This window comes from Bradyrhizobium sp. (assembly GCF_035309285.1).
Taxonomy (GTDB): Bacteria; Pseudomonadota; Alphaproteobacteria; order Rhizobiales; family Xanthobacteraceae; genus Bradyrhizobium.
Window position 1 is genome coordinate 12,816 of the sequence record NZ_DATGFH010000077.1, and the last position, 18,805, is coordinate 31,620.

The 18,805-nt window shown below is 62.9% G+C and carries 13 protein-coding genes; 1 reads left to right on the top strand and 12 read right to left on the bottom strand.

All coding sequences use genetic code 11. The features are described from left to right. Positions 1-236 precede the first annotated feature (236 nt). From VKR55_RS15510 to VKR55_RS15540, 7 genes are all read right to left on the bottom strand, one after another. Positions 237-1,082 carry a carbohydrate ABC transporter permease gene (locus tag VKR55_RS15510; protein WP_324404782.1) on the bottom strand — a complete coding sequence of 282 codons (846 nt, stop codon included), beginning with the start codon at positions 1,080-1,082 and terminating at the stop codon, positions 237-239. After that, on the bottom strand, positions 1,082-2,014 hold the full coding sequence (locus VKR55_RS15515; protein ID WP_324404783.1) for a carbohydrate ABC transporter permease: 933 nt from the start codon (positions 2,012-2,014) through the stop codon (positions 1,082-1,084). Before VKR55_RS15515 ends, VKR55_RS15510 begins: the two co-directional genes overlap by 1 nt. 3 nt (positions 2,015-2,017) lie before the next feature. Next, on the bottom strand, positions 2,018-3,319 hold the full coding sequence (locus VKR55_RS15520; RefSeq protein WP_324404784.1) for an ABC transporter substrate-binding protein: 1,302 nt from the start codon (positions 3,317-3,319) through the stop codon (positions 2,018-2,020). 316 nt (positions 3,320-3,635) lie between these two features. Beyond that, positions 3,636-6,857 (bottom strand): efflux RND transporter permease subunit, encoded by a 3,222-nt coding sequence (locus VKR55_RS15525; RefSeq protein ID WP_324404824.1) that lies wholly within the window; start codon positions 6,855-6,857, stop codon positions 3,636-3,638. A gap of 181 nt (positions 6,858-7,038) precedes the next feature. Next, entirely contained in the window at positions 7,039-8,799 is a 1,761-nt protein-coding gene (locus tag VKR55_RS15530) for an adenylate/guanylate cyclase domain-containing protein (RefSeq protein WP_324404785.1), read from the bottom strand. 275 nt (positions 8,800-9,074) lie between these two features. Continuing rightward, the gene (locus tag VKR55_RS15535) at positions 9,075-9,974 is read right to left on the bottom strand and encodes a polysaccharide deacetylase family protein (RefSeq protein WP_324404786.1); all 900 of its coding nucleotides are present in this window, start codon (positions 9,972-9,974) and stop codon (positions 9,075-9,077) included. A 24-nt stretch (positions 9,975-9,998) separates the two neighbouring features. Beyond that, on the bottom strand, positions 9,999-11,411 hold the full coding sequence (locus VKR55_RS15540; RefSeq protein ID WP_324404787.1) for an amidase: 1,413 nt from the start codon (positions 11,409-11,411) through the stop codon (positions 9,999-10,001). 300 nt (positions 11,412-11,711) lie between these two features. Here VKR55_RS15540 and VKR55_RS15545 point away from each other — a divergent pair, with 300 nt between their 5' ends. Then, positions 11,712-12,773, top strand: a complete 1,062-nt coding sequence (locus VKR55_RS15545; protein ID WP_324404788.1) for a ketopantoate reductase family protein — start codon at positions 11,712-11,714, stop codon at positions 12,771-12,773. 164 nt (positions 12,774-12,937) lie between these two features. Here the strand turns inward: VKR55_RS15545 and VKR55_RS15550 are convergent, their stop codons facing one another. The 5 genes from VKR55_RS15550 to VKR55_RS15570 form a co-directional block, all read right to left on the bottom strand. Then, entirely contained in the window at positions 12,938-14,332 is a 1,395-nt protein-coding gene (locus VKR55_RS15550) for a cytochrome P450 (RefSeq protein WP_324404789.1), read from the bottom strand. A 352-nt stretch (positions 14,333-14,684) separates the two neighbouring features. Further along, on the bottom strand, positions 14,685-15,086 hold the full coding sequence (locus VKR55_RS15555; protein ID WP_324404790.1) for a GFA family protein: 402 nt from the start codon (positions 15,084-15,086) through the stop codon (positions 14,685-14,687). A 188-nt stretch (positions 15,087-15,274) separates the two neighbouring features. Beyond that, entirely contained in the window at positions 15,275-16,777 is a 1,503-nt protein-coding gene (locus VKR55_RS15560; RefSeq protein ID WP_324404791.1) for an ammonium transporter, read from the bottom strand. A gap of 38 nt (positions 16,778-16,815) precedes the next feature. Continuing rightward, a complete protein-coding gene (locus VKR55_RS15565) occupies positions 16,816-17,154 on the bottom strand; it encodes a P-II family nitrogen regulator (protein WP_324404792.1) in 339 nt (112 codons plus the stop codon). 305 nt (positions 17,155-17,459) lie between these two features. Then, entirely contained in the window at positions 17,460-18,767 is a 1,308-nt protein-coding gene (locus VKR55_RS15570; protein ID WP_324404793.1) for an ammonium transporter, read from the bottom strand. Positions 18,768-18,805: the final 38 nt, after the last annotated feature.

Genomic DNA, 18,805 nt, shown 5'->3' on the forward strand with positions numbered 1-18,805 from the left:
AGCGTTACATGATTAGAATTTGCCTCCCGAATAGTGCTGAAATCAAGGCGCCGCAGCCTTCATGTTCTTCATGCAACAGCTCGACGTGATGTCCCTCGAGCTGACGCAGTTCAAGCGCCCGGTCAGCGCGTATCTGCACGATAACCTGCACTACACTTTCGCAGGCTTACGTCCCGCCGACATCTCTCGATCTACTGATCGAGATCGGGGGCAGTCGCACCAATTTATGCCTTGAATTATGCCTTGACCGAACCGGCGGTCAGGCCGGAGACGTAGTACTCCACGAAGAACGAGTAGATCAGCGCCACAGGGATCGAGCCAAGCAGGGCGCCAGCCATGAGCTGGCCCCAGTAGAACACATCGCCGCGGATCAGCTCGGCGATGACGCCGACCGGTACGGTCCGCACCGAAGTCTTGGTCAGAAAGATCAAGGCGTAGAGAAATTCGTTCTGCGACAGCGTGAAGGCGAAGATGCCGGCGGAGATGAACCCGGGTACGCACAACGGCAGGAAGATCTTCCATATCGTCTGAAGGCGGCTCGCGCCGTCGATCCGCGCCGCCTCCTCCAATTCCTTCGGAACGGTCTTGAAATAGCCGAGCAGCAGCCAGGCGCAGAACGGCACCAGCATGGTGGGATAGGTCAGGATCACCGATGTGAGCGTGTTGCCGAGATGGAGATGGTTGATGATGTCGGCGAGCGGGATGAACAAGAGCGGCTGCGGCACGAGGTAGATCGCCGCAATGGTCATTGCGATCAGCGACGCGCCGGCAAAGCGCATGCGCGCCAGCGGATAGGCGAGCATGGTGCCGAGGATCAGCGAAATCGCCGTCGCGACCACCGCGACCACCATCGTGTTCCACGTCCACAACAGGAAGCTCGATTTGGTCAGCAGGTCGACATAGTGCTTGAGCGTCGGCGCATGCACGATCAGCGGCATGACGTTCTTGTTGTAGAGCTCGGAGTTCGGCTTGATCGACGTAATCGCCATCCAGTAGAACGGAAACAGCGCCACCACGAGAAAGAAGCCGATCGGCAACCACACCCGGACAGCCTCTCGAATGCGCCCCTCGCCGGTGACCATCATTCCCTCCGCAGGTAGACGGTCAGCAACACGATCAGCAGCGCGAGCGCCGGCAGCATCGCCAGCGCGACCGAGGCTCCAAGCCCGAGCTGGCCTCCGTTCATCGCGATATCGAACGCGTAGGTCGCAAACAGTTGCGTGGCGTTCGCCGGCCCGCCATGGGTCAGCACGTAGACGAGCTGGAAATCGGCGAACGTGAAGATGACCGAGAACAGGGTGACGATCAGAATGATCGGCCGCAGCATCGGCAAGGTAATGAAGCGGAACCGCGCCCATCCGCCGGCGCCGTCGATCGAAGCCGCCTCGTAGAGATCTGCGGGCACCGCCTGGAGGCCGGCGAGCAGGCTGATCCCATAGAAGGGCAGCCCGCGCCAGGTGTTGATGACGATGATCGAGACCATCGCGAGCGTCGGATTGCCGAGCCACGATGGGCCGGGCCTGGGCCAGCCCAGCGCCACCATGAGCCGGTTGACGACGCTGAAAGCCGGGTCGAGCATCCATAGCCAGGCGACGGTGCTCAGCACGGTTGGCACGATGAAGGGCAGAAGCAGGACCGCCCGGACCAGGTTCTTCATCCGGAAGTGCTGGTTCATGGCGAGCGCCAGGCCGAGCCCGCCGACCATCTTCAAGAGCGTCGCGGCGCCGGTATAGATGAACGTGTTGGCCGCCACCTGCCAGAACACCGGATCATGCGCGTCGGCAACGAAATTCCTCAATCCGACGAAGGTGCCGGCATGCGCGACCGGCCGATCCTCCAGGCTCAGCAGGATGCCGTAGAAGAAGGGATAGCCGACCAGCGCTGCGAGGAAGGCGAGCGGCAGAGCCATCATCAACCAGCTGAAAACGTCCTGGCGATCGAGCAGCGCCGAGAGCGACGCGCGCCGACGCGTCGCTTGGGCAACTACAGGGAGACGCTCGGTGGCAATGGTCATGGCTCAGGCCGAGCGATAGATGTCCTTCAATTGCGCCGCGGCGTCCTTGATGACGTCCTTGGTCGACGTACCGGAACAGGCCTTGGCAAACATGTCGACCACGACGTATTTGGCGACGCTTTCGGCCATTTGCCGGCTCGCCGGAGCGGGCCAGCCCGGCAGATGGGCGTTTGCGAGCGCATCGCGATAGGGCAGGTTGCGCGGCTCGACCTTCCACATCGGCGCGTTGTCGTAGCCATGCAGCAACGGCTGGTAATAGGAATCCGCGACTGCGTACCAGCCACCGAGCTGCTTCGGGTCCATCAGCCAGCGCATGAAGGCGCGCGCCTCCTCCTTGACCGGTGAGAAGTTGAAGATCGAATGGCTGATATCGTTGAGTAGGTGGAAGCGCCCCTTCGGGCCCGCCGGGTTCATGGCCTGGTCGGTGACCTTGCCGATGTCGGGAAACTCGCGCTTGGCGAACCACAGGATGCTCTCGGCATTGTTGGTGCAGGAGATCTGCTCGGCCATCCAAGCCTTGTTGTTGCTGACGTCGGTCCAGCCGAGGGCGTCGTCGAGCATCGTGTCCTTGAAGAACTTGCGGCAAAAATCCACCGCACGCGCAGTCTCGTCCGAATCGATAGTCACGGTCTTGCCGTCGGCTGCCACCTCGGCGCCGCCATAGGACCACAGCAGAGGGTATAGCCAGCCATGGTTGTCGCCGAAGCCATGGCCGAGCTCGAAGCCGAAGGGATGATCCTTGGCTTTCAGCTTCTTGCCGACTTCATAGAGCTCGTCCCAGGTCTCGGGAAATTTCTTGACCCCGACCTCGGCGAACCAGTCGGTGCGCCAGTTCATCAACTGACCGATATTGGCGAACGGAATGGCCTTCCATTTGCCGTCCACGACAACGGCCTCTTTCCCGGCGTCGTACCAGCCGCCTTGCGCCTTGCCGACGTCGCTCGCGATGTCGTCAACGTCGAGATATTTGTTGCTGAACTGGATCACCTGGAGCAGGCCGTTCATCGAGATGTCGGCGCCCGATCCGGTCTCGGCAATCGTGCTGATCCGCGTCGGCAGGCTGCCGACGCTGGTCACCTCGTAGTTGACCTTGATGCCGGTCGCTTTCTCGTAAGCCGGCGCAAGCGTGTTCGTCACGTATTCATCGAACGGCTTGATGAACGAGCTTTCGTGCAGAATGGTGATGGTCTTCCCTTCAGCGCCCGCCGGGTTGGGCCGGCTCAACGTCGCCGCCGCGGTGCCTGCGGCCGCGAGCTTGAGGAATCCCCGCCGCGTCGTCGCGTGATCGGTTGCTGGCCCTGTCATGCCACGTCCTCCCTGACTTTGATGCCCTGCGGGGTTGACTGCCCGCTTGTACTTGGTCGTTGGAACGCAACCCTACATCAAGATCGGATTTGGCGCAGTCTTGAATCGCGATCGAGCGACGCGTTCCTTAGTAGCAGACCGCTTTGGACGGGCTGAGCCAGGGCGGTGCAGCTCCGCGCGCCGCCCACGAAGGGACAACATTGCTGACGGAAATACGATCGAGCACGCGTTGAACCTGATGTTCGCCTTTGCGAGACGAACGCAGACAGAGTGCAGCGCACTTCTCGGCCTTGGCGTTTCAGTCCGAACCCCGCGGCTACGGATGTTCGGATTCTCCCTGAGGGGGCTGCCCTTCAGGGACATGCTCCCGCCCGAGGAAGTAGCTTTGCAGAGCCGGCACCACCACGAGCAACATGATGGGCCCGATCAGCATCCCGCCCACGATGACGGTCGCGAGCGGTCGCTGCACCTGGCTGCCGATCCCGGTCGAAAGCGCTGCCGGCAGCAAGCCGATGCAGGCTGATAGGGTCATCATGAGGATGGGTCGCATCTGCTCGCTGACGGCATGGAACATCGCATCGGCTGGGGCCACAGCCGAACTGGCGACCCGATAATAGCCGTGGATGATGAGGATGCCGCTCATCACCGACACGCCGAACAGCGAGATGAATCCGATCGCGGCTGATATGCTGAAGTTCAATCCGAAAACGTACAACCCCACAATGCCGCCGGCCACCGCGAACGGAAGTCCGAGCAGCGCCAGAAGGCTGTTACGAAATGAATTGAACAGGGCGTAGAGCAGCACCATGATGAAGAGCAAAGTGATCGGGAGAATGATCGCGAGCCGCTTCTTGGCCTGTTGCAGCCATTCGAACTCGCCGGCCCAATCGATGCGATAGCCGGTCGGCAGCTTCACATTGCGCGCGATGCGCTGCTGGGCTTCCGCCACCGCGCCGGCGAGGTCGCGGCCGCGCACGCTGAACTTGATCGGCAAGAAGCGCTGGTTGCGCTCGCGGAAGATATAGGATGCGCCGGTGTCGAGGGTGATGGAGGCGAATTCGCTCAAAGGTATGTAGGCGTTGCCCGTGGGGGTCTGAACCCCGACCTTGATGTCGCGCACATTCTGGATATCGCTCCGATATTGGGGCGCCAGCCGCACCACCACGGCGAATTGGCGGTCCGCCTCCAGAAGATTGGTCGCCACCGTTCCCCCCAAGGCGGCTTGAACGACGGCATTCGCGTCGCCGACGTTCAAGCCGTAACGTGCAGCCTTTTCGCGATCGACCTTGATGTTCAGATTGGGCTGCCCGAGAACCCAGAACGCGCCAAGATCCGCAATTCCCTTCACCTTGGCCATTTCGGCCATAACTTGCTTGGCGATCTGTTCGAGCGTCGGCAGATCGGGGCCGACGATCTTGATGGAGTTGGCGCCTTTGACGCCCGACAGTCCTTCCTCGACGTTATCCTGGATGTACTGCGAGAAATTGAAGTTGATGCCGACGAATTTCTGCGAAAATTCCTTCTGGAGCTGCTCGACAAGCTTCTCCTTGGTGAGCCCTGCCGGCCACTCGTCGAACGGCTTCAGCGGCACGAAGAACTCCGCGTTGAAGAACCCCGCAGCGTCGCTGCCGTTATCGGGACGGCCATGTTGCGAGACCACCGTGATGACCTCGGGATGGCGCAGCAGAATTTCCCTGATCTCGTTCACGATCGGCATGCCCGCCTCGAGCGACAGGGTGGGCGGCATCGACGCGCGAATCCACAGGTTGCCTTCTTCGAGTGTCGGCAAGAACTCGCTGCCGAGACGCGAGCCGAGCACGCCGCTGGCCGCCAGGAAAACAAGTCCGATCGCGATCGTCGCCGGCCGGTTCCGCAGCGACCAGCGCAGCAGGGGCGTGTAGATTCGGCGCAAACCGCGCACGACGATCGTCTCGACCTCGCTGACGTGCTCCGGGAGCAGCAAGGAAGCAAGACACGGCGTCACGGTGAACGTCGCCAGCAGCGCTCCCACCAGGGCGTAGGCATAGGTTCGCGCCATCGGACCGAAGATCTGGCCTTCGACACCCTGCATGGTGAACAGCGGGATGAAGGCCGCGACGATGATCGCGGTGGAGAAGAACACTGCTCTATCGATCTGCAGCGCGCTGACCAGGATCAGTCGCAGCCGGTCGGTCCATGTCGAGTCGGTCGCTGTGGGATCGTCACCCCAGCGCTTTTCGGCCAGATGCTGCAATTGCCGTTGTTGGTCTTCAGGCGTCGCCTGAAAGTTGCGATAGATATTCTCGACCAGGATGACCGCGGCATCGACAATGATGCCGAAATCGACCGCGCCGACGGACAGCAGGTTTGCGTCTTCGCCGCGCAGGACCAGGATGATGATGCTGAAGAACAGCGCGAACGGGACGTTGGCGCCGACGATGATGGCGCTGCGCAGGTCGCCGAGGAACAGCCATTGCACCACGAAAATCAGCAAACAACCGAACAGGAGGTTGTGCAGGACGGTGCTGGTGGTGACGGCGACCAGCGTGCTGCGGTCATAGAACGGCACCAGTTTCACGCCGGGGGGAAGGCTGCCGTCGGCATTGATCTTGTTTATCTCCGCCCGGATGCGCTTGATGACGTCATTGGTGTGCAGCGTGCGATTCATGATGACGATCGCCGCAACCACGTCGTCTTCATGGTCCCGACCGGCCTTGCCGAGCCGCTGCGCATAGCCCACCGAGACCTTGGCAACATCTTTCACGAATATCGGCAGCCCGTTCGGCGCCGAAAGCATGACGTTCTCGATGTCCCGGACCTTGTAGCCCTGGGTCAAATCCTTCGCGCCGCCGCTGTCCATGAGCCCGACGCCGCGAACGTTCACCGACTGCTGCCCGACATTGATGGTGCGGCCGCCCACATTGATGTTGGCGTTGCCGATAGCGCTGATCACCTGCGGCAGCGTCACGCCGTAGGCTTCGAGTTTCTGCAGGTCGACGTCGACGTGATATTCCTTGGTCGTGCCGCCCCAGGTGTTGACCTGCACGACCCCGGGAACGGACAGGAGCCGCCGCTGCAATATCCAATCCTGGACCGTGCGGAGATTGCTCAACCCGAAATGCGGCGGTCCGACCACCTGATAGCGGTAGATTTCTCCGACCAGGCTGGTCGCCTGGATTTGCGGCGTCACCCCGTTGGGAAGGCTGACGTTCTGCTGCAGGTTGATGGCCGTCTGCGTGAGCGCGAAATAGTAGTCGACGCCATACTGGAATACGACCCGGACGAACGACAAGCCGTAGAATGAGGTCGAGCGGATGACGTCGACGCCCGGCGTCGCGGCAAGGCCGACCTCGATCGGGATCGTGTAGTAGCGCTCCATCTCCTCGGCGGACAGACCCGGAGATTGCGCCGTTATTTCCAGGATGACGGGCGCCGGATTGGGATAAGCCTCGATGTTGAGCCTGAAGAACGCAAAGATGCCGGCGCCGACAAATGCGAGCAGGCCCAACAGGACCAGCGGGCGTCGGGTCAAGCTGAATGTGAGAAGCCCCTTGAGCAGAGATTGCCCCCGAATCTGAGGATTGCGCCGCGTCCGAGAATAAAGGCTGGCACTCCCCGGGGCACTCCGCAATTGGAATGAATCGTAGACGCTTTCTATGCAAGGCGATGCCGCAGACCAGCGGCTGTTTTGCCGACTGACGCAGCAATTCCTCGAGCTCCCCGGAGGAGCGTGGTCGAGGTCAGACCGGCAGGCCCGCCTTAAGGAGGCCGGCCTCATAGCGCCGGCGGTCGACGTCATGCCTGTAGTGCTGGGTTGCCAGGTGCGCGCCGACCGAGAATTTCGATTCGCGCTTTAACACCTCTGTAGCGTGCGCGGCGGCCGCGACTGAGTTGCCCATCTGCGCGAAAGTGGCTGCGAGGAAGGCATGATGCGTGTGGTCAGGCCGTGTCATCCGCGAGAAGGCCTCCACGGCTTCGGCGTATTTCTCGGCGCAGTAGCAGGCGCGTCCGAGATGGCTCCAGAAGCGCTCCGGGTGATAAGGGTTGAGGCGCATCGCCCTCTTGATCCAGTCAATGCCCTCCTCAGGTCGCCCGAGCCATGTCAGAAGCTCGCCCTGCTGGACGACAACAAGGTCGTAGTTCGGGTTCAGTGCGAGCGCCCGTTCCTGATGGTACGCGGCTCTGTCATGATCATCGCGGTTCAGGTTCACCGCGGCGAGAATCCGGTGCACGTCGCTGTCATTGTCATCAAGCCCCAGCGCGGTCTCCAACTCCGCGATTACTTGCTGGAAGGTCGCTTCCCGATCCGCGCACCAGCCATAAACCCACGTCTGGCCCAGCACGCATGCCTTCCAGGCGTGGGCATGAGCATAGTTCGGATCGAGCGCGAGGGCGCGATCAAGCAGGCGCTGCGCTTCCGAGTTGTCAGCTTGTGTCGAGCGGTGATGCAGCACCTTCGCGGCCAGCACGTACTCATAGGCCACCATGTTGTCGGGGCGCTTGCGTTTCGCACGATCATGGGTAGCGGCCTCGAGGCGCCCGGGCAGCGTCGCGACGATCGCACGGGTCACCTCGTCCTGGATGGCAAAGATATCTTCGATCTCCCGGTCATAGCGTTCGGCCCAAATGTGCCGGTCGGTTTCTCCGTCGATAAGCTGCACGGTGGCACGGACGCGGTCCCCTATCTTCCGCACGCTCCCCTCAAGGACGTAATCGACGCCGCATTGGCGTGCGACCTCCTGTACTTTGACTGCCTTGCCCTTGTACACGAAGGTGGAATTGCGCGAGATGACGAGCAGGTCGTGGAAGCGCGACAGCTCGGTGATGATGTCTTCGGTGAGGCCGTCCGCGAAGAACTCTTGCTGGGGATCACCACTCATGTTGACGAGCGGCAGCACGGCAATGGACGGCTTCTTGGAGACTGCTATCGCGACCGCAGTGTCGTCCGCGCCGTCCGACGTGCTTTTTGAGTCCTGTTCAAGCTGGACCCGAAAGGTGTGGATAGGCCTTGCGATATTCTTGACGCTCTTTTCGCCGAGATCCTCGAATTCCACATCGTCCAGTCGCTGACCGACCTGCTCGCGCACCGCGCCAGATACACAGATGCCACCTGGCTCGGCGAGCATTTGCAGGCGCGCGGCGACGTTGACACCGTCGCCAAAGATGTCGTCATCCTCAACGATGACATCGCCCAGATTGATGCCGATGCGGAACTGCATCGACCGCGCCGACGGAACGTCCGCGTTGCGTCGCGCCATCCGGCGTTGAACCTCCACCGCACACAGCACAGCATCAACAACGCTGTGGAACTCTACCAGCATGCCGTCGCCGGTGGTCTTGATGATACGGCCGCGATTCTTGGCAATGGCCGGATCGATGAGCTCGATCCGATGGGTCTTGAGGCGCGCAACGGTCCCGGCCTCGTCGACCTCCATGAGCCGACTGAAGCCCACCATGTCAGCGGAGAGCACCGCTGCGAGCCTTCGCTCGGGGCTGGACACGTGCCTCTCTTCGGTTGATCGAATTTTAGCACATAAGACGCATCCGCCCAACCTTGTTTCGCAAACGCGGCATACCGGGCGACGTGCGACACTTTGCCAATGAGCAGCCTCGGATGGCGTAGACCAGAGATTGAGCTGGCGGACGATTACCATCCGGGCAGCGTGCGACCGGAGATGTCCCGCCGGCCTTCGGCCGCTGTTGCGGCTATTTCCCGAAGAGCGGCCTGATCGTTGCGCAACTCGAATCGCAGCAGCCACACACCAGGATCGATCCGCTAAGCCGGCGGAAATTGCTTCGTCGGCAACGCGGCGCAATGGTCGTAGATCGCCGACGGCCGGGTGAACCACACTTTTTCTTTCTCCGGATGGCTGACGATATGCTGCAACGCCTCGCGCAGCATGCGCAGCCTGTAGGGCTGGCCCACGATCATCGTGTGCAGGGCGATGCCGCAGACCAGCGGCTGTTTTGCGGATTGACGCAACAGCTCCTCGAATTGACCGATGGTGAAGTCGCGGAATTCTTCCGGCGAGTGATGCCGCACCAGAATTTGCGGGCTGTCGTTGATCTCGATCGGGTACGGAACGCTCATGATTGGACCCGAGCGCGTCTTCATCCAGAGCGGCTGATCGTCGGCCGGCCAGTCCATCAGGAAATCGAACCCGACCTCCTTCAACAGGTCCGGTGTGTGGTGCGTCGCCGCCATCCAGGGCGCCATCCAGCCCCGCGGCGGCTTTCCCGACGCGCGCGCGATCGCGTCGCGAACCTCCTGCAGGAATCGCTTCTCGTCGGCTTCCCACATATGGCTGTGACGTTCCGCGTTGGTGCGGCCGTGCCCAATGAACTCATCGCCGCGCGCCTTCAATGCGTCGACGATGCGGGGTGCATAGTCGAAAACCGCGGTGTTGATGAGGTGTGCCGCCGGCAGGTTCAATTCATCAAAGAGTTCGAGACAGCGCCAGACGCCGACCCGGTTGCCGTAGTCGCGCCACGCGAACGTTCGCGGGTCCGGCGCAGCGCCCGCGACGGTCAAGAGATGACCTTCACCCGCGCCGAACGCAAAATGCTCGATATTGAGGCCGAGATAGACCGCGAGCCGCTTTCCGTCCGGCCAGGAATAGTCCGGGCGGTCAACGATCGGCGAATAGGCATAGCGATGATGATATGGAAGCTGCATCATTGTGCTCCTGCAAAGCGCGGCTCAACGAACCGGATCGATCGGCGTCGCCAGGCCAAGCCGCGACTCGATCGCCTCCGCCGCTTCGAGGCAAAGGTCTTCGCGAAGCCTCTGCCCGGTGACGAGCACGCCGATCGGCAGTCCCGTCGCCTCGTCGCGGCCGGCCGGCACACAGGCCGAGGGCAGCCCCATCAGGTTCGCAGGCATCACCGGGCGCATCAGCTCCATGGTCGCGGCCGTTCCCTCAGGTGTCGCCGAATCGAAGCCGTGCTCGAACGGCAATTGCGTCCAGGTCGGTGAAAGCAGCAGCGGCCTGTCTGCCATGAAGGTGGACCAAGCCCGCGCGATGCCGTCACGCTCGACCATCAGGTTCGAAAATGCGGCGGCGTCGGCCAATGGCGGCACCGCCTGAATGGTGGTGTTGAGGAATGCGAGTGCGTCGGCGCCCATCATCGGCGACAGCTGGGCGAGCACCGAACCGAAGTCGCCGATGATCAGGCGGGCCCAGCAACCGATCGCGTCCTCGTAACGCGGCGGCGACGCCTCTTCGACGATATACCCGGCATCGGCCAGGGCTTTTGCCGCGCGTCGAACCGCAGCCGCCACCGCCTTGTCCGTGCTGCCGCCAGGGGGCTCGGGCATGACCGCAACGCGTATTGGACGGGCCACGGCGGGGCCCTCGAAGGGCGCATCGATGGACCAGGGATCGCGCGGATGCGCGCCCATCAGGATGCGCAAGCCGAGCCGCACATCGGCGACGCGGCGGGCCATCGGGCCCTGCACATTCATCATTTGCACCGCCAGCAGATGATCCTGCGTCGGGACATAACCCGCATCGGGCACACGTCCCGCTGAAGGCCGGATCGATGCGATGCCGCAGGCGTTGGCCGGATTGCGCAGCGAACCGCCGATGTCGTTGCCAAGTCCGATGGGGCTCATGCCGCTCGCGAGCGCGGCAGCCTCGCCGCCGCTTGATCCGCCGGCGGTGCGGCCTGGGTGCCATGGATTTCGGGTGAGCCCATGCAGCGAGCTGACGGTGTGAATGCGCAGCGCCATGTCCGGCAGATTGGTGCGGCCGATCGGGATCGCGCCGGCCGCGCGCATCCGTGCGACGACCGGAGCATCCGCCGGCACGATCGCTTGTGCCAGCGCCGGCACGCCCCAGGTGGTGGGGAGCCCGGCCATATCGATGTTCTCCTTCACCGTGAAGGGCACGCCGTGCAACGGACCAATCGCCTCGCCGGCGGCCAGCCGTTGATCAGCCTGCTTCGCCGCGGCGCGAGCCTCTTCACGCAACACTTTCACGATCGCATTCAGCGCCGGATTGACCGTCTCGATGCGATTGAGGTGCGCATTCACGACCTCCAGCGAGCTCAGCTCGCGCTTGGCGATGCGCTGCGCGAGCTCGCTCGCCGACGATTGCCAGATTTCGCTCATGGGATTTCCTTTGGAAGACAATTGGCCCAACAAGGATCAGGAGACAGTAAGCCATGACGATCCTCAGCCTGACCACCCCGAAAGGTGGGAGGACGCAAGGCGCATCAGGTCAACAATTGGAACCCGAGTCAATCGACGCCCGATGACGCAGAGACGGGCGCAGCCAAAGCTGCATATCGCTGGATTCGCTCGAGGAGCTCTGCGATTGCGGCATGAGCCCTCACTCGGCTCCCGCCATTGTGATGGGACCTTCGGCCGGGCTAGCATGGGCCAACGAAAACGAAGATGCAGGGGAGACGCATGGGCCGAAAGATCGCGATCGTGGGAGCAGGCGCCGTTGGCGGCTATACCGGCGCGCATATGGTGCAGGCCGGCGAGGACGTGACCTTCATCGATCCATGGCCCGAGCATGTCGAGCACATGCGAAAGCACGGTCTGCGCGTCACTCACGCGAAAGACGTGGCGGAATTCCAGGTGCCGGTACGCGCGCTGCACGTGACCGACGTGCAGTGCCTCGCCAGGGAGAAGCCGGTCGACATCGCCTTTGTCTGCATGAAGTCCTACGACACGGCGTGGGCGACCATGATGATCCGGCAATATCTGGCGCCGAACGGCTATGTCGTCTCGCTGCAGAACTGCATGAACGAAGAGACGATCGCCGGCGTGGTCGGCTGGGGCAAGACGCTGGGCTGCATTGCGAGCAGCATCACCGTGAACCTGCCAGCGCCCGGTCACATTCACCGCGGCGCGGGAAAGGGCGGGACCGCGCATACCGTCTTCCGGACCGGCGAGGTGCACGGCCGCATCACCGACCGCGCCGAGGAAATCCGCCGCCTGGTCGGCACCGCCGACAGCGCCATGGTCACCAGCAATCTCTGGGGCGAGCGCTGGTCGAAGCTCGTCGCCAATGTCATGGGCAACGGGCTCTCGGCCTGCACGGGGCTACCCGGCGGCGAGATGCTGCAAAACGAGCCGATCCGCCGCTTCTCCACCCGGCTCGGGAGCGAGGCGATCCGGGTCGGGCAGGCGCTCGGGTATCAGCTCGAGGAGATCCTGCACCTGCCGCCGGAGACGATCGCCCGCGCCGGCGAGGGCGATGAGGCGATGATGAAGGCGTGCGACGAGCAGCGCTTCAAGGACGGCAAGCGCGTCGCAAGTGAGCAGCGCCCGTCCATGGGCCAGGACATGCAGAAGGGCCGGCGGACCGAGATCGAGTTCATGAACGGGCTTGTGGTGCGCGAAGGCGAGAAGGTCAGCCTCACCTGCCGCGCCAACGCGGTGCTGACCGACCTCGTCACGCGCGTGGAGAAAGGCGAGCTCAAGCCGGATCCCCGTCACATCACCGAGCTTCGGCTGAACTGACGTTTGATCCGGAAAATGAATGTAGGGTGGGCAAAGCCAACGGGTCCGCGCGAACGCGCGGCCCGACGACAGGCTCCGCGTGCCCACCATTCACGATGACGCCTGTCGAGGAATGGTGGGCACGGCGCTTTGTGCCTTTGCCCACCCTACGATCTCAGGCTGAATTAACCGCGCGCTCGTTCCACGATGTCCATCGGCAATCCGTTCGCCGGCCGCAGGGTGATGCGCTGCTGCGGCCAGATTTCCGCGTTCTGCGCCAAGCGCATGTCGAAGCGGCGCACGAGCACGGCGAGTACGATGGCGGCTTCCTGCAGGGCAAATGCGGCGCCGATGCAGATTCGCGGACCGACGCCGAACGGCATGTACGCAAACCGTGGAATGCTGCCGCGAGCGTCCGGCATGAACCGCGAGGGATCGAAGATATCGGGCCGGCTCCATAGCCCTTGATGCCGATGCAGCACATACGGCGCGATCACGATCAACGATCCCCGCTTGATGTCGACCTCTCCAAGCCTGTCGCCCTTCTCGGCGCTTCGGCTGACGGCCGCGATCGGTGGATAGAGCCGCAAGGCTTCCTCAATGACCGCCTTGGTCACAACGAGCCGGTCGGGCAGGCCGTCGATCGGGCCATCCAGCTCCCGTTCGGCCTCCTCGCGCACGCGCGCCCACCATTGCGGCGACTGGGACAGCAGGTAGATCGACCATGTCAGCGCGTTGGCGGTGGTCTCGTGGCCCGCCGAGAGGAAGGTGAGGATGTTCGATTTCACCTCGGCGAGACTCAATTGGCGCCCGGTCGACGGATCGAGCGAGCGCAACAGCAGCGTCAACAGGTCGTTCGGACCCTCGCCTTCATCAAGCCGTGCGAGCCTTCGGCGCCTGATCTCGATGATGTCGTCGATGACTCCCTCGAAGTAAGCCATCGTGCGGCGCAAGCGCCGATGACCCGGCCGCGGCACGTATTGCGGCACGCCCAACAGATCCAACGCGCCGATGCGGCCGATCACGCCGAAATAGGCATTCATCGCGAGACGGAATTCCTCGAAGTCTCCGCCGATGCCGTCCGAGAAGATGGTGAAGGCGAGCGTGTTCAACGTCAGCAGCGCCATCTCGGCAGCGACATCGATGCGGGCTCCGGATCCGAGCTTGCTCCATTTGTCCGCAAACTGGCCGCCAACGGCCAACATCGCTTCGACGAAGTGAGAAACCGTGCGTCTTGAAAATAGCGGAGCGAGCGCGCGCCGCTGCGCCTCCCAGCGCGCACCCTCGACGCTCAGAAGGCCATCGGCGAGACCGGCGGCGAGAATGCGACGCTGGATCGGGTCCTTGGGGTAGTTTGTGGAATTGTCCATCAGCACGCGCTTGACGGCCGAAGGGTCGTTGATCAGGAATGCGTCGGTAAAAGGCAGTCGGACCTTTGCGATCGGCTCACGGAAAAAATCCGCGCTCCAGCATTCCAGCGGATTCCTCTTTAACCTCACAAGGAGCTTGAAGAGACCCGGCCGGACCGCCGCAGGATAGGGGGCCGGTGGGCGAAAATCGGCTTTGCTGCGATCCAGCATCAAGTGACCCGACGCAAGTAAGAATTGGCACTTAAATCGTCAGCCCAAGCAACGAAGGAAAGTGGCAACAGGTTCCTGTAGCAGAGCTTGGCCAGACCACAATAGCTCTGCTTTTCCTTCGCCAACGTGACCTTGTGCACTCTTGGTGCTTGCTTAATGCTTTCTTGGCGCCTTCAAGCCTCTGCTTGATCGAACTGCCCGGCGCCTGTCCGGCAGAAGAGGTTGGGTGCCCTCGACTTGAGGCGCGCTGACAAGCCGCCCCGAAGGGATCCCCTTACTCGCCAACCGAGAACGGATAATCAAAGCCGGCTCAACGAGCCGGCTTTTTTGTCGGTCCGGTGTTGTCAAAGCGCTAGCGCTGCGGCAACCGCTCGAACGCCGGCATGCCGTCGGGCACGTGGTGGAAGGGCTGCTTGTCGACGGTATAGATCGCGACTTGTGGCATGATCTGCGCCGGCTTGTCGAGCGTGCCGACCTTGATCACGACGAGCGGGACATTCGGGCGCGTCACCATATGGGTCCCGCATTCGGCGCAAAATTCCCGCGTTACCGGCTTCGCCAGATCCTTGCGGGCAAACTGCTTGGGCGCGCCCTTGGTGTATTTGAAGCTGTCCGGCGGCAACGCAACGAACAGATTGGGCGAACCGCCGGTGATGTACTGGCATTCGCGGCAATGGCACTGCGCCTGCATCACGGGTTCGCCCTCGGCCGCATAACGCACCGCGCCGCAATAGCATCCGCCTTCCAGTTTCATGACGTCCTCCTGGTTTTTGTTTGGAGAACAGTTTCGACGCCGTAGCGGGTGTTTGCAATCCCCGCTGCGACAAAAAGAAAGGGGCTCCAACTTGCGCTGGAGCCCCTCAACGGTCGGGGCATTTGCCGGGTATGTGCCCAAACCGAAGGTCTGGGCCTGGCCCGTTCGGACCAGGCCCAGGAAGGACTTCAGTAGTTGTAGGCGCGCTCGCCGTGGTCGGTGATGTCGAGACCCTCGCGCTCCGCTTCCACGGAGGGACGCAGCCCGACGACCAGGTCGACGACCTTGTAGAGGATCGCCGAACCCACACCCGACCAAACGAGCGTGGCCAGCACGGCCTTGCCCTGCGCGATCATCTGCGTGACGAGGTCGTAGGTGCCGGCATTGTTGCCGGTGATGTTGGTGTAGTCGGTGATGCCGACGCCACCGAGCGCCGGGTTGACCAGGATGCCCGTGCCGAGCGCGCCGACGATGCCGCCGATGCAGTGCACGCCGAACACGTCGAGCGCGTCGTCATAGCCGAAGGTGTTCTTCACGGTGGAGACGAAGAACAGGCAGACCGGCGAGACCACGAGGCCGAGCACGAGCGCACCGATCGCGCCGGCGAAGCCGGACGCCGGCGTGACCGCGACGAGGCCCGCGACCGCACCCGAGCAGATGCCGAGCAACGAGGGCTTGCCCTTGAAAGCCCATTCGAACAGCAGCCAGGACAGCGCCGCACCGGCGGTCGCAACCATGGTGTTGACGAAGGCGAGCGCGGTGGTGCCGTTGGCCTCCAGGTTCGAACCGGCGTTGAAGCCGAACCAGCCGACCCAGAGCAGCGAGGCGCCGATCATGGTCATGGTCAGCGAGTGCGGAGCCATCAGATCCTTGCCGTAGCCGACGCGCTTGCCGATGATGAGTGCGCCGACGAGACCGGCGATGCCGGCATTGATGTGCACGACGGTGCCGCCCGCGAAGTCGAGCGCGCCGGCGCCGGCGAGCCAGCCGACCGAGTTCGTGACCGCATCGAGCTTGGCTTGCGCGGCGGCCTTCGCCGCCTCGCCGCTCGCCGCAGCCAGCGCCTTGGCGGCGTTGGCGACGTCATCGGGAGCGGCGACGTACCAGACCCAGTGCGCGATCGGATAGTAGATGAAGGTCGACCACAACAGGATGAACAGCATCACCGCCGAGAACTTGATGCGCTCGGCGAATGCGCCGACGATCAGGGCCGGGGTGATCATGGCGAAGGTCATCTGGAACACGAAGTAGGCGAGCTCCGGAATGACGACGCCGTTGGAGAACGTCGCCGCCGTCGAGTTGGCGTCGACCCCGTGCATGAAGGCCTTGCTGAAGCCGCCGACATAGGCCGTCATGCTGCCGCCGTCGGAGAAGGCCATCGAGTAGCCGTAGAGGGTCCAGGTCACGCCGATCATCGAGACGATCGCAAACACCTGGGTCAGAACCGAAGCCATGTTCTTGGTGCGCACAAGGCCGCCATAGAACAGGGCGAGACCGGGAATCGACATCATCAGAACAAGCGCGCTGGAGGTGAGCATCCAGGCGACGTCGCCCTTGTTGGGAACGGGCGCAGCCGCTGCAGCAGGTGCCGCCGTCTGGGCCAGCGCGGTATCGGCGAAGCCGACGGCACAAAGCCCTGCCAGAAGCGCGAGGGCAGCCAGTCCCATGTTGCTGGGACGCTTAAACGTCATTTTCTTGTACTCCTGAGTGGTAAGGTGTGAGCGCGAAATCAGAGGGCCGCGGCATCCGCTTCGCCCGTGCGAATGCGGATCGCATGGTCGAGGTTGATGACGAAGATCTTGCCGTCGCCGATCTGGCCGGTCTTGGCCGCAGTCGTGATGGCCTCGATGGTCTTGTCGACCTGCTCGGAGGCGACCGCGACCTCGATCTTGATCTTGGGCAGGAAGCTCACCGCGTATTCGGCTCCACGGTAGATTTCCGTGTGGCCTTTTTGCCGGCCATATCCCTTGACTTCCGTCACCGTGAGACCGTGAACGCCAATGGCGGTCAGGGCATCGCGGACTTCTTCGAGTTTGAATGGCTTGATGATCGCCATAACAATTTTCATGGGTCCTATCCCCGCTTTTGCCCGGTACGGACGCGACCGGGTTCTCGACTGAGGTTCACCACGCGGAGAAAGATCACAACGCGGCGACAGCCGGGGGCGTAGAATCAAATGCCGTGCCAGATGGTTGAGGGGCCCTAACAAATTATGAACGCGGGCATTTTTGCCTTGAGCGGGGATCTCCCGACCCAGCGCAATCGGGTCGCGCCTAAAACTTGGACAGGGCTGCCTAATCCGTAATCGCGCCAGGGTTCGGACATAAAGGCTGCCCATGCGCCGCGCAGATTGGCGGTATCAAGGTAACGAGATTATTGCAGTGCCTCGCCATGCTGCGAGATATCGAGGCCCTCCAACTCCTGCCCCCGCGACACCCGGAGCGGAACGAAGAGGCCGACCAGCCTGAGCAGGGCATAGGTAACGCCGGCCGACCAGACCAGCGTGACGGCCACGCCGTAGAGCTGGATCAGCACCTGCTGGGAATGACCCTCGATCAGGCCCGCGGTCCCGCCGATGGAAGCGGTCGCGAAAACGCCGCACAGAAGCGTCCCGGTCAGACCGCCGATGCCATGCACGCCGAACACGTCGAGCGAGTCATCATATTTGAAGCGCTGCTTCAGCGAGGTGCAGGCCCAGTAGCAGACCGCGCCGGCGACGGCGCCGATGATGAGGCCATGCCAGGGCGCGACAAAGCCGGACGCTGGCGTGATGGTGCCGAGCCCCGCGACCGCGCCTGAGATCATGCCAAGCACGGAAGGCTTGCGCCGCACCCACCATTCGATGCCGGCCCATACCAGCGCGCCGGAGCACGCCGCGAGATGCGTCGCGGTGATTGCCATCACCGCGCGCGGGCTCGCTGAGAGCGCCGAGCCACCGTTGAAGCCGAACCAGCCGACCCACAACAGCCCGGTGCCGATCACGGCGAGCGAGAGATCGAACGGCGAGAGGTTTTCAGTGCCGTAGCCCTGCCGCTGACCGATCACCCGGGCCGCCACCAGTCCGCCGACGCCGGCGGAAAGATGCACGACAAGGCCGCCGGCGAAATCCAGGACGCCCATCGCGCCGAGGAAGCCGCCGCCCCAGACCCAATGCGCGAGCGGCACGTAGACAAAGATGAACCAGGCGATGGCGAACAACAGATAGGCCGAGAAGCGCATGCGGTCCGCGACCGATCCCGCCACCAGCGCCACCGTGATGATCGCGAAGGTCATCTGGTAGAGCATGAACAGCGCCTCGGGAATCGTCTTTGCCGCCGGATTAACGCTGTCCATGGTCATGCCGGCGAGAAAGGCGCGATCGAGATTGCCGATCCATGGGCCGTTGCCGACGAAGGCGAGCGAGTAGCCGAACGCGGCCCACAGGATCGAGACGATCATGACCGCGGCCAGCGACTGCGCCATGGTCGCCAGCACATTCTTTTTGCGCACCATGCCGGAATAGAACAGCGCCAGTCCCGGAATGGTCATCATCAGCACCAGCGCGGTCGCCACCATCATCCACGCGGTGTCGGCTGCATTGATCTCGGACGATGCGGCGTGTGCCGGCGTCGCCACAGCGAAAATCGCAGCAAACAGGATTGGCGCAGCGCGCAGCGCTGCACGGAACGGATGTGCCCCCATGACTTTCCCGGCAAGGTTCGTCGTTTGGTTGATCACCG